A 12617-nucleotide genomic window follows, 5' to 3' on the forward strand; every position below is an offset into this window, starting at 1 on the left:
CTCCCGGGGCGTCCGTGAGCCGCGGGGATCCGGCGTCACTCCGCGGCGGCTGCCGCCGCTCGCTGAGCCCCCGACTCATCCGGCGCGCGCCATCCCGCTTGAGTCGGACCCATTCTGTCGGCGTGACGATTGTTCGTGTCATCACTTCTCGGTCCCTGCTCTCCCCGGCGCCGACTCGGCGCCCGTTGCGGGTAGGACGTCCTCGGACTCGCCCGTCGCCAGCCAACCGCCGGCGCAGCCGGTTGGGTAGGACTTCGGGCCCTTCGTGTTCAACAGAGCGATCACGAGTGTGGCTCATGCATGTCGAGCGTCTCTCCCGGACCCTTCTACTCGTTCTCCTGGGATTTATGGATGGGACCGCCGTCGTGTGCGGAGCCACCCTCCAGACGGGCGCGGTGGAGCCCGGCCTGGCCACGGTGCTCAACGTCCCGATGACGACATGACCGGGACCTTTGGCTCTTCCGTTCCGCCTCTCCACAGGCGGAAGGTGGAGTCATGACTGTCACCCGCTCGCTTCCCGCACCTCCAGCTTCCGCCTTCCGCCGGGGTGGCGGCACTCCGATTGAGGACGCAGCGCTCGGCCGGCTCGACTCCTGGTGGCGAGCGGCGAACTACCTGTCAGTCGGCCAGATCTACCTTCTCGGCAACCCGCTGCTCCGACGGCCACTCACGCCCGACGATGTGAAACCGCGCCTACTCGGCCACTGGGGAACGACTCCTGGCCTGAACTTCCTCTATGCGCACCTCAACCGGGCGATCCAAGAACGCGACCTCGACGCCATCTACGTCTGCGGACCTGGCCACGGCGGCCCCGGTATGGTCGCAAACGCCTACCTCGACGGCACCTACAGCGAGGTCTACCCGCGCATCTCGCGGACTGAGGACGGCGTCCGGGCGCTCTTTCGCCAGTTCTCCTTCCCAGGCGGGATCCCCAGCCACGCCGCGCCGGAGACCCCGGGCTCCATTCACGAGGGTGGCGAGCTCGGCTATGCGCTCTCGCACGCGTACGGGGCCGCCTTCGACAACCCGAATCTCCTCGTGGCGGCGGTCGTCGGTGACGGTGAGGCGGAGACTGCCGCGCTCGCGACCAGCTGGCACTCCAACAAGTTCGTCGACCCGCAGCAGGACGGAGTGGTCCTGCCGATCCTGCATCTCAACGGCTACAAGATCGCGAACCCCACGATCCTCGCCCGTATCCCGGAGTCGGAGCTCCTCGAGCTTATGCGCGGTTACGGCCACACGCCGTATGTCGTCTCCGGCGGCTTCGACGGCGAAGACCCGATCGAGGTGCACCGTCGCATGGCTGCGACCCTGGACACTGTCCTCGACCACATCGCAGACATCAAGGCTGCCGCCGCCCGCGGGGAGCAGACCGAACGACCCGCCTGGCCAATGATCATCCTCCGTACTCCGAAGGGGTGGACCTGTCCGAAGGAGATCGACGGACATCCTGCCGAGGACAACTGGCGGGCGCACCAGGTTCCCCTCGCCAATGCCCGCGACACCGATGAGCACCTCCAGCTGCTCGAGGGATGGCTCCGCTCCTATCGGCCCGACGAGCTGTTCGATGCGGACGGCGCCCCGGTGACATCGGCGACTGCGCTCGCACCCGAAGGCGACCGCCGAATGAGCGCTAACCCTGTCGCAAACGGCGGGCTGCTCAAACGGGACCTGGTCCTGCCCGATTTCCGCGACTACGCCGTCGACGTCCCCTCCCCCGGCGCAGCGATCCACGAGCCGACACGGGTGCTCGGCAGTTGGCTCGCCGACGTCGTCCGCGCCAACCCAACGAACTTCCGGATCTTCGGACCCGACGAGACCGCGTCCAACCGGCTCGGCGCGGTCCTCGAGGTCACCGACAAACAGTGGAACGGCGGTTACCTTCCCAGCGACGAGAACCTCGCCCGGGCGGGACGCGTGATGGAGATGCTCAGCGAGCACCAGTGCCAGGGGTGGCTCGAGGGCTACCTCCTCACCGGGAGGCACGGCCTGTTCACCAGCTACGAGGCGTTCATCCACATCGTCGACTCGATGCTGAACCAGCACGCCAAATGGCTGAAGGTGACCAAGCACATCCCCTGGCGGCGGCCGATCGCTTCCCTCAACTACCTGCTCTCCTCCCACGTATGGCGGCAGGACCACAATGGGCTTTCCCACCAGGACCCGGGCTTCATCGACCACGTCGTGAACAAGAAGGCCGACGTCGTCCGGGTCTACCTGCCTTTCGACGCGAACACGCTGCTGTCCGCCTACGACCACTGTCTCCGCAGCGTCGATTACGTCAACGTGGTTGTGGCCGGCAAGCAGCCGTCCTTCGACTGGTTGAACATGGACGACGCCATCGCCCACATGACGAGGGGCATCGGCATCTTCGATTGGGCGGGAAGCGAGGTCGCCGGCCAGGAGCCCGACGTCGTGATGGCCTGCGCCGGTGACGTCCCCACCCTCGAGATCCTCGCCGCGGTGTCCATCCTCCGCACCGAAATCCCGGATTTGAGGATCCGCGTGGTCAACGTCGTCGACCTCATGCGTCTCCAATCCGAAGGCGAGCACCCGCACGGCCTCAGCGAAGCCGCCTGGAACGCGCTCTTCGGGGTCGACCGGCCGGTGATCTTCGCCTACCACGGCTATCCGTGGCTCATTCATCGCCTGACTTACCGCCGTGCCAACAATCCGCACATCCACGTCCGCGGCTACAAGGAGGAGGGCACCACCACGACGCCTTTCGATATGGTCATGCTTAACGACATGGACCGCTTCCACCTCGTCATCGATGTGCTCGACCGCGTCCCCGGCCTCGCCCAGCGTCACGGCGTCCTGCGCCAGCGGATGCAGGACGCCCGCCTCGCCGCGCGGGACTACACCCGCGCGCACGGCGAGGACAGCCCGGAGGTAACCGACTGGACCTGGGACGGTGCAGCCGCCGGTCGAGCCCGCGGCGCCAACACCGGCAGCGGGCAGGTCTCAGTGATCGGCTCCACCGGCGGAGACAACGACTAGACGGTATGTAGTGGCCCTCTTCTGGTGAGGGGGTTACGGGACGGGGCCTCGCTCACAAAACTCGTGGGTTACCGGGTGGAGGCGGTCCGCCCGGCCTATCCGACAGTTGTGGGAGGCCCCGTGTTTACTGAGCGTACGAGTGTTGGGCTCGATGTGCATGCCCGTTCCGTCGCGGCAGCGGCGATCGATGGCGTGACAGGCGAGCTGTTCCAGACGAAGTTGCCGCCCGGCAATGATCGGATCCTGGATTGGGTGCGGACTTTGCCTGACCCGGTCGCGGTCGCTTACGAGGCCGGACCCACCGGGTTCGGGCTGTTCCGGGCGTTGACAGCGGCGGGAGTGCGATGTGTGGTCGCCGCGCCGTCGAAGCTGCAACGCCCCTCAGGTGATCGGGTGAAGACGGACGCGAAGGACGCGGTGCATCTGGCCCGGTTGCTGCGGCTGGACGAGATCACATCGGTGTCTGTTCCGTCAGCTGATCAGGAGGCTGCCCGGGATCTGGTGCGGGCGAGGGAAGACTGCCGCGGAGATCTGATGCGCTCACGACACCGGCTCAGCAAGCTGCTCCTGCGGCACGGCATCGTTTACGACGATGGCGCCGCATGGACGGCCAAGCACGACCGGTGGCTCACTCAGCAGCACCTCAGTGGCGCCGCGTCTCGGGCCGCGTTCGACGCGGAGTATGAGACCGTGCTGCAGGTTAAGGCCCGCCGAGACCGACTCGACACGGCGATCGGAGATCTCGCGAGTGACAGCGAGTTCACCCCGATCGTGCGTCGGCTCGGTTGCCTTCGAGGCGTGAGCGTGCTGACCGGGTTCGCGCTGGCCATCGAGATCGGCGACTGGGACCGATTCACCGGCAACAGCATCGGCGCTTTCGTCGGCCTCGTCCCTTCCGAGTTCTCTTCGGGGCAGTCGCGGGTGCAAGGGCCGATCACCAAGACCGGCAACGGTCACGCGCGCAGGCTGCTCGTCGAAGCTGCCTGGCATCACCAACCCCAGTATCCGTCGGCGCGGTTATGCGTGGTCGCTGGGAACTCGCGTCCGCGGCTGCGAGAGCACGCGGCGACCTGGGGAACCGGCGATTGCATGACCGGTGGGTGCGGTTCGGGCAACGCCGCAAACGACACACGATCGCGAATGTCGCCGTCGCTCGCGAGCTGGCCGGCTGGTGCTGGTCTCTGGCTGTCATGCACGACTGATCCTCTGAGCTGCTTCGCGATCCAGCAGCCGGTGGCAGCGCGAGGAGCGACCCGCGAAACAACCATGAGCAGGCGACCCCAGGGTCATCGACGCTCGTTCCTAGACACGCGGTCCTGCTCCTGCCGAAGAACCGTCCTGCGGTAACCAACCCGCGAATATCAGACTGACCGCGCGTCGAAGACACGCTCACCGACCAGCCAGATCACGAAGCAAGAGGCGCCGTCCAGGAACAATCCCGGACGGCGCCTCGCCATGCCTCTTGACAAGAAGGCACTACATATCAGTTGTACGCGGTCATGAGGTTGGTTGCAGCCGGCCGATCGGGGGATGGCCTCCGAGGGCTGAGTGGCGTCGTCGAGAGTTGTAGTACTCGATCCAGGCCGCGAGGGCCCGTGAAGCCGCCGTTCTACAGGACGCCCAGAGCCTGTCGGTCTCTGATCTGCGTCAGGCCGGGAGCGTCCATGAGCGGCACCCACGGCACAGCCATACTCGGGCGGCCAAGAGACCGGTCTCACGGGATGAAGCGCTTCCCCGTGCGGCGCGCTATGAGGGAAGCGAAGGTCGTGCATCCAGACGCGCGTGCGGCGTCGCCTCGCCCCGGGAGACGTACGTCGCCCCCGCAACACGTCTGCGGACCCCTCTCGTGCGCGAGACGAGCATGAGCAGGACGACCACGGCGGAACCCGTGGCCCAGGCGAGCCCGAGCAACAGCCCACGGCTCTCGTCGAACCCCTCAGTGAGGCCGGCGTCGAGGAGCAGACGATCCTTCGATTCGTAGACATCTCGTCCTGACGTTCATTCCTCATGACGACTGTCTACGAAAAGTGTCACACCCCGGTATCCCAGTCGAAGCCCCGCATACGGCTCGTCAAGAAGCAGGCCTGCCGGATCCGCGAGCAACGCCAGGCCGAGGTTGAGCTTCGCCAGTGTCCCTCCAGAAAGGCGATCCGCGCGAGTGTTCGCGTAGCGCCTGAAGTCGAGCGCCGATAGAGGCGATCCTGCTCATGATGTCGCTCGGCCCGGGTCAGCCCGTAGGCGACGCCGAAGAGCGAAATGCTCGTTGCAGGTGAGGCGCTCGAAGACGACCGGGTGCTGCGGGCAGTACCCGAGCGAGCCGCGAACGGACACGCTCCCGGAGTCCGCCGACAGCGCGCCGACGAGGATCTGCATGAGTGTCGACTTCCCGGACCCGTTCTCCCCGACCAGTCCGACCGCCTCCCCCGCCGTGAGAGTGAGCTGCACCTCATCGAGGACCACATTGCTGCGACGGAAGGACCAGATCCCCTGCCGCTAGGTCTTCGATACCCCTGTCGCTTCCAGGACGAAACTACGCTGGCGCTCGCTCGCGATGTCACCCGGGTCTCGCTGCTCGACGGTGGTCATACCTGAAGCGTTCCTACGCGCCGGCCCCGATGACACAGGCTTTCGTCCCCCTGGAGGCGAGCGGCAGATGCGAGCCATCTACGATCCGCAGGTATGGCTTCCGCGGGCGCGCGGCATCTCCCGCTTGGGCGGCAGTCCCGGCGATCCCCACCAATGAGGGACTTGACCACGAGGAGCTCGAGTTTGCGGGACAAACCCTGAACTCGACGGCGCCGCTCGACCATCCCCGGCGATCAGACGACGGGCAGACCTCGCCGGCGGAACTGCTCCTCGACGCGCCGCAAAAGCGCCTCGTCCGGGGAGCGCAGATCGGCCAGGGCGTAGGGAATTCCGCGCTCCTCCCACTTGTGCTGCCCCATCTGATGGAAGGGGAGAACCTCGACCCGGTCGATTGTGCTCCAGCGCTGGAGGATGTCGGCAACCGCCTCGACGTTCTCCTGAGCATCCGTCAGTCCGGGAACCAGCACGAACCGGATCCACATGCGATTTCCCCGGTCGCTCAGCCGATCGCCGAATCGGACCGTCGGCTCGAGGTCGCGAGTAGTCACCACGCGGTAGAGGTCGGGCAGCCCCGACTTGACGTCCAGCAGAACGAGGCTGGTGGTGTCGAGAAGGGCGTCCGATGCCCGATCGCCGAGGTAGCCCGAAGTGTCGAGCGCGGTGGATATCCCCCGCTCGGAACACGCAGCGAAGATCTTCTCGACGAAGGCACGCTGAAGGAGCGGTTCGCCACCGGACAGGGTGAGCCCGCCTCCGGTCGCATCGAAGACCGACTTGTACCGCTCGAGCCGGTCGACGATCTCCTCCAGTTCGGTGGCTCGACCGTCGTGCAGAACCCAGGTGTCCGGATTCTGACAGTACTGACACCGGAGCGGACAGCCGGACAGGAAGACGGTCATGCGGGTACCCGGTCCGTCCACGGCCGTCACCAGCTCCCAGGAATGGACCATGCCCTGGGTGCCGGCTCGTCGCTCGCTGAGATTCGTCGAGCGCGAGGACGCGCGCCCGGGCGTCGCCTCAGACCGCATCGTGGAAAGTGCGACTGATGACGTCGCGCTGCTGCTCCGGGGTGAGCCGGATGAAGTTCACGGCGTACCCGGAGACGCGGATCGTCAGCTGCGGATAGTTCTCGGGGTTCGCCATGGCGTCCAAGAGCGTCTCCCGGTTCAGCACGTTGACGTTGAGGTGGTACCCCCCGGCCCCGGTGAAGGCGTCCAACAAACCGGAGAGGTTCGTCACCTGCTCCCCCGGTTCCCGACCCAGCCCGGAAGGGACGACGGTCGAGGTCAGCGAAATGCCATCCTGCGCATCGTCGAATGGCAGCTTCGCGACGCTCAGGGCCGAGGCGAGCATGCCGTGGGTGTCCCGGCCGTTCATGGGATTGGCCCCCGGGGCGAATGGCGTTCCGGCGCGTCGGCCGTCCGGAGTGTTCCCGGTGTGCGCGCCGTACACCACGTTCGATGTGATGGTGAGGACAGACTGGGTCGGGGTGGCGTTCCGGTAGGTGGCGCGGCTGCGCAGCATCGACATGAAGCGCCGCACGAGATCCTCCGCGATGCCGTCCACCTCGTCGTCGTCGTTGCCGTACTTCGGAAACTCCCCCTCGACGACATAGTCGACGACGAGACCGCGCTCGTCACGCAGGGGGCGCACCGTCGCATGCTTGATGGCGGACAGGGAATCCGCGGCGACGCTCAGGCCCGCTATGCCGCAGGCCATCGTCCGCAGTATCTCTTGGTCGTGGAGAGCCATCTCGAGACGCTCATAGGCGTACTTGTCATGCATGTAGTGGATGCAGTTGAGAGCCTCCATGTAGGTTCCCGCCAGCCAGTCTAGAAGCTCGAAGTAGGCGGTTCGGACCTCTTCATAGTCGAGGACGTCGCCGGTGAGCGGCGCACGTCCCGGGACGACCACTTCGCCGGTGAGCTCGTCCCTACCGCCGTTGATGGCGTAGAGCAGCGCCTTGGCCACGTTCACCCTCGCCCCGAAGAACTGCATCTGCTTGCCCACCCGCATCGGGGAGACGCAGCAGGCGATCGCCGCGTCGTCTCCACAGGCGCTGCGGATCAGCGCGTCGGACTCGTACTGGATTGCCGAGGTGTCGATGGACACCTGCGCGCAGAATCGCTTGAACCCCTCGGGGAGCGCCGCATCCCACAGGACGGTGAGGTTCGGCTCAGGAGCCGGCCCCAGGTTGTAGAGCGTCTGCAGGTAGCGGAAGGCGGTCCTCGTGACGAGCGACCGCCCGTCGTCGCCGATGCCCCCGATCGTCTCCGTCACCCAGGTCGGATCGCCGGAGAACAGCGCATCGTATTCGGGGGTACGCAGGAATCGCACGATGCGCAGCTTGATAACGAGATCGTCGATGAGCTCCTGCGCCTCCATCTCCGTGAGTGAGCCGGAGGCCAGTTCGCGCTCGAAGTAGATGTCCAGGAAGGTCGTGTTCCGGCCGATCGACATGGCCGCACCGTTCTGCTCCTTGACGGCTCCGAGGTAGCCGAAGTAGAGCCACTGAACCGCCTCGCGTGCCGTACCGGCAGGAGCCGAGATGTCGTAGCCGTACGAGGCTGCCATCTGCTTCAGCTCGCGGAGCGCACGAACCTGCTCGGCATTCTCCTCGCGGGCGCGGATCACGTCTTCGCTCGAATAGGCGGCTCCGAGCACGGTGCCCTCCTGGCCCTTCTCTGCGATGAGCCGGTCCACCCCGTAGAGGGCGACCCTCCTGTAGTCGCCGATGATCCTGCCACGGCCGTACGCGTCGGGTAGCCCGGTGATGAGGTGGGAATGCCGCGCCCGCCGCACCGAGGGCGGGTACACGTCGAAGACCGCATCATTGTGCGTCTTGCGGTAGCTGGTGAAGATCGTCTCAAGCTCCTGCGGCACCTCATAGCCGTAGGTCTCCAGTTCGGTTGCGACGAGTCGCCAGCCCCCAAAAGGCATGATCGCCCGCTTCAGCGGGGCGTCGGTCTGCAGACCCACGATCAACTCTGCCGACTTGTCGATGTAGCCCGGTCGGAAGGCCGTGATGCCGGACGGCGTGCCGGTGTCGATGTCGAAGACGCCTCGTGCGCGCTCCTCCGGGAACAGTCGGGTGAGCTTCGCCCAGAGCGCTGACGTGCGCTCGGTGGCGCCGGCCAGGAATCGTGCATCGCCGTCATAGGGGTGGTAGTTGCGCTGGATGAAGTCGCGCACGTCGATGCCGTCGCGCCAGGCGGTTCCGGAGAAGCCGCGCCACGGGTCCTGATCATTCCGCTGGACCGCGCTGCGAGAAGAAGCAGTGAGTGTCATGTCGGTGTCCTTTCGACCGAGCGCAGAGAGCCTTCGGTGGGAATAGCTTCGCGGCGGCCGGAAGCCTCGAGCAGGGCCTTTGGTCACGTCGTGCTCCCTCGGCCCGGTACGCGGACTCCGCGCGGCGAGGTCACCCAGCCTCGACTCGAGCCTTCCTGCCCGAGCGGGGCGCCCCGCGCGGCAGCCTCCGTCCCGTGAGACTGCGCCGAGTCACTCGTGCCGCCCGCCTCCGTGCAGGCCGGACATCAGCAGCACCATCGCGACCATCGCGACGACCGCGACGATGAGAAACGCCGGCTGGAGCACGCCGCCGATCGTCAGCAGCGCGGCGACTACGAGCATCGGCGCGCAGCAGGCGATCATCATCCAGATGGAGCCGCCTCCGCGGCCCTCCTTGCGGGGAGCGGCGTCGGGCGTCGACACTTCGCTGTTCTGGTGATCGTGCATCATCGCAGTCCCCTTGCCGTCGGGGAAACATGCCCGAGCTTGTGATAGAGCGGGCAGTAGCCGGTCGCTCCGGTGACGATCAGATCCAGGCCGGCCAGGATCAACAGGACCTCCAACGCCGCCTGCCACGCCAAAGGATTCGCGTACAGGAGGACGATCGCGACAACCGCGGCCGCGACTCCGAAGACGACTCGGCCGACCCTCTCAAGGGTGCTGATGTTCACCGGGAAGCGACCGCGGCCGCGACCATCCTGCGCTGGGTTCTTCATGCTCGTGCTCCTCTCAGAACATCGACTCGGCGGGCGTAGTCAGCCTCATCGATCTCGCCGCGAGCGAATCGAACCGCCAGCAGCCGCTCGGATTCTGTACTGAGCGGTCCCTCGGCCCGACCCTTGGGCGAGAAGGATCGGATCATTATGACGAGAGCGGTGATGACCACAGCCAAGAACAGCAGCATCGTGAGGACCATGAGCACATATCCCCACCAGCCCCCGACGCTTTCATTCCAATACATCATCAGAACCTCCTCCATCAGACGGCGATTGTGTTCATCCGCCGTGCTTCAAGAGTCCCGAAGGGGGAAGGCGGCAGGTAGAGGCTTTCGTCCTTCTGCTCCCTCTTCGCTCGTGAATGCGAACTCCAGATGGGGTTGCCCGTGTGGACAGGCGCGAACGGAGTCCATCGGGGGTGGACCTGCCGTCGACATCTCCGGTCGGGCTGCCTCTCGTGCGGGCGCTGGGTGCAGCGCCCGCGGGCTCTTCGGCCCACGGGTCGGCCACCGGAAACCGATGGGACTTCGGTCCCGCAGCGCGGACGCGGGACGTGCGAGGGTCAGGGCACGCGTGATCGGGCGAGGGACGGCGAGGAGCATGGGGTGACCAAGAGACGGCCTGCAGAGAGAGGAGACCGAGCAGAGGTTCCCGGCCTCCCTGCTGAACGTTCCGGGGGCCACGCAAGCACGGGCAGCCGCCAGCAGCCGAGCAGCTCCGCCGACGGCGGGTCCAGGTGGACGCTGATCGCGGCGATCAGTCTGGTCACCCTCCTCGTGCTCCTCGACGACACGGCCGTCTCGGTCGCGCTGCCGACGATGCAACGGGAGCTGGGCTTCGGGTACGAGGCGCAGGAGTGGGTGGTCATCTCCTACACCCTCGCGCTCGCCGTGTTCACGCTGCTGGCCGGCCACCTGGCCGACAGGATCGGAGCGAGCCGCATCTTCCTCGTTGGGCTGGCCGTCTTCATCGCCGGCTCGCTCCTCACTGGTCTGACCACAAGCGTGTCGCTGCTCATCGCCTTCCGCACCGTGCAGGGCACGGGCGCGGCTATGGTGGCTCCGGCAGCGCTGGCGCTGATCGCCGGCGCATTCTCCGACCGCCGGCGCGGGACGGCGCTCGGAATCTGGGCCGGGATCTCGGGCAGCGCTCTCGGCATCGGACCGATCGTCGGCGCGTACGTCACGGAGACCCTCGGCTGGAGTTGGATCTTCCTCCTGAACGTTCCGCTCGGCGCGGTCGCGTGGCTCGTGGCCTGGCGAGTTCTCCCTGCAACCGGAGTGAGACGACCGCAGGGCCGCCCCGACCTGATCGGCGCCGCCCTGTCGGCCGTGGCCCTGCTCGGGCTTCTGCTTGGGCTCAGCCGGGGCAATGACTGGGGCTGGACATCGCCAGCAACCCTCGGGCTGCTCGCGTTGGTGCCGCTCGGCCTCGCACTCTTCGTCGTCCATGAGCGCCGTACCTCCCACCCTCTCGTGGATCTGCGGCTCTTCGCGAACCGGGTGTTCACCGGGGCCACCGTCGTCACGCTCTTCTCCACCGCCGTCATGTGCAGCCTGTTCTTCTTCCTGGCGCTCTACCTGCAGACCGTCGTGGGGCTGACCCCTCTTGCGTCGGGCGCCGCCCTGCTGCCGCTGACCCTCACCATCGTGCTGGTCGCCCCGATCGCCGGGCGCTTGAGCGACCGATTCGGGACTCGGGCTCTTGTCGTCGGTGGCACCGCGCTGCTCGGCGTGGGACTGCTCGGCATGTCGGGCCTGCGCTCGAGCTCCGACCTCGTGGGCCTGATGCTGTGGCTCGCCCTCGCCGGATTCGGCATCGCGCTCGCGCGGACGCCGACCACCAGCGCCGCGCTCGGAAGCGCCGGTGAAGGGGCGTACGGAATGGCTTCGAGCGTCGTCAACACCGCACAGGCAGCGGGCCTCGCTCTCGGCATCTCCATCATGAGCGTGATTCTCACCGCGGTCGGCCCAGGAGCCGCCTTCTCCGCCGGGTCCGCAGAAGCGCACCACGAGGCGTTCATCGCGGGGTTCTCCACTGGCCTCCTCGTCAACGCGACGATCGCACTGGCTACCGCCCTGCTCGCCTTCCTGATGTTCGCCGACCCGACCCGGCGGATGCGCACGCCGACCCGGGTCGGAAGGGGCGGAGCAGGACGGCTCACCGGCCCTGGCTCTGGCGCCTGAGGGCCTCGCTGCTCCGCGGGAGGATGCGGGCGCGGGTCAGACGACTCCGCCTCTGCCGATCCCATTCTCCCGCCCGCGAACCGTGGCGAGGCGAGTGTGCCGGTGCCGGCTCGCCTGTCCCCTCCGCTGTTCTGCCCGCGGGGTTGACGAGGGCGCTTCAGCAGCGGCATCCGGTACAGGGCCAGAACTCGGCCGACCGGGGCGCCGGGCACCGCAGTGGGACGGGACCCGGTGGCGCCTCCCACCGCCGGGGCGCAGCGCACGACACGATCCGCGATCGAGCCGGCGGGCGCAGCGGTGTGCTGCGCGCCGCGGAGCGCGTCCTCCGCGGCCGCGCCGCACTCACGCCCAGCGGTCGAAGCCCCCGCGCTGCATGCGCCGGCCGGTGAGCGCGAGAGGGGAGATCCGCACGAAGACGGTCGTGGGGAGGGGCGTCCACGGAATCACGCCCAACCGGAGGCAGCGAATTGCTCGATCTCCCGCTCGATGACCGCGGCAGTTCCGCGCAGCACCACACTCCAGGCGTAGTCGGCGTTTCAGCCGTCGACCTCGAACGCGACGCAGGAGTTCATCGTCAGTTCAAGCAGCTTGGCGCCCTCCGCGGTGCGCAGGAGAAGGGAGCGCCCGTCGACATTGTGGTTGACCGGAAAGATGTCCGGCACACCCCCTACGCTGAGGGCGAGTCGACCCATCTCCCCCTGCGCGAGGAGCTACCAGCACTCCTCCTCGGAGAGGTCCGCGACGAGTTCGTCGCCCATGTCATCAGTCCTCATCGGGCTCACCTCCCTCGCTTCTCAACGCGAGCGGACGACCGAGATCGGGCAGGGTGAGCGCATTCGCG

At 67.1% G+C, this 12617-nt stretch carries 9 protein-coding genes and 2 pseudogenes; 3 read left to right on the plus strand and 8 right to left on the minus strand.

The window, feature by feature from the left end; all coding sequences use genetic code 11:
- Positions 1-495 precede the first annotated feature (495 nt).
- Positions 496-3000, plus strand: coding sequence for a phosphoketolase family protein (locus ACXZ1E_RS01700; RefSeq protein WP_458041735.1), 2505 nt, complete (start codon positions 496-498; stop codon positions 2998-3000).
- A 120-nt stretch (positions 3001-3120) separates the two neighbouring features.
- Positions 3121-4347, plus strand: a complete 1227-nt coding sequence (locus tag ACXZ1E_RS01705; RefSeq protein ID WP_458041736.1) for an IS110 family RNA-guided transposase — start codon at positions 3121-3123, stop codon at positions 4345-4347.
- Positions 4348-4497: 150 nt separating this feature from the next.
- Here the strand turns inward: ACXZ1E_RS01705 and ACXZ1E_RS01710 are convergent.
- The 7 genes and pseudogenes from ACXZ1E_RS01710 to ACXZ1E_RS01740 all read right to left on the minus strand — a co-directional run.
- Positions 4498-4608 (minus strand): annotated as a pseudogene (locus tag ACXZ1E_RS01710) (integrase core domain-containing protein); the annotation flags it as partial.
- Positions 4609-5205: 597 nt separating this feature from the next.
- The gene (locus tag ACXZ1E_RS01715) at positions 5206-5460 is read right to left on the minus strand and encodes an ATP-binding cassette domain-containing protein (RefSeq protein WP_458041737.1); all 255 of its coding nucleotides are present in this window, start codon (positions 5458-5460) and stop codon (positions 5206-5208) included.
- Between the two features lie 359 nt (positions 5461-5819).
- A complete protein-coding gene (pflA, locus tag ACXZ1E_RS01720) occupies positions 5820-6536 on the minus strand; it encodes a pyruvate formate-lyase-activating protein (RefSeq protein WP_458041738.1) in 717 nt (238 codons plus the stop codon).
- Positions 6537-6603: 67 nt separating this feature from the next.
- On the minus strand, positions 6604-8874 hold the full coding sequence (gene pflB, locus ACXZ1E_RS01725; RefSeq protein WP_458041739.1) for a formate C-acetyltransferase: 2271 nt from the start codon (positions 8872-8874) through the stop codon (positions 6604-6606).
- Positions 8875-9084: 210 nt separating this feature from the next.
- Positions 9085-9324, minus strand: a complete 240-nt coding sequence (locus ACXZ1E_RS01730) for a hypothetical protein (RefSeq protein ID WP_458041740.1) — start codon at positions 9322-9324, stop codon at positions 9085-9087.
- Complete coding sequence (locus ACXZ1E_RS01735) at positions 9321-9590, minus strand: YgaP family membrane protein (RefSeq protein ID WP_458041741.1); 270 nt, start codon at positions 9588-9590, stop codon at positions 9321-9323. Before ACXZ1E_RS01735 ends, ACXZ1E_RS01730 begins: the two co-directional genes overlap by 4 nt.
- Positions 9587-9838, minus strand: coding sequence for an SHOCT domain-containing protein (locus ACXZ1E_RS01740; protein ID WP_458041742.1), 252 nt, complete (start codon positions 9836-9838; stop codon positions 9587-9589). The genes ACXZ1E_RS01735 and ACXZ1E_RS01740 overlap by 4 nt, the downstream gene beginning before the upstream one ends.
- A gap of 357 nt (positions 9839-10195) precedes the next feature.
- Between ACXZ1E_RS01740 and ACXZ1E_RS01745 the strand changes: the two genes are divergently transcribed.
- Complete coding sequence (locus ACXZ1E_RS01745) at positions 10196-11776, plus strand: DHA2 family efflux MFS transporter permease subunit (RefSeq protein ID WP_458041743.1); 1581 nt, start codon at positions 10196-10198, stop codon at positions 11774-11776.
- Between the two features lie 536 nt (positions 11777-12312).
- Here ACXZ1E_RS01745 and ACXZ1E_RS01750 read toward each other — a convergent pair.
- Positions 12313-12474: pseudogene (locus tag ACXZ1E_RS01750) on the minus strand (pyridoxamine 5'-phosphate oxidase family protein); the annotation flags it as partial.
- Positions 12475-12617 lie beyond the last annotated feature (143 nt).

It is taken from the genome of Pacificispira sp. HM-600 (assembly GCF_977993705.1).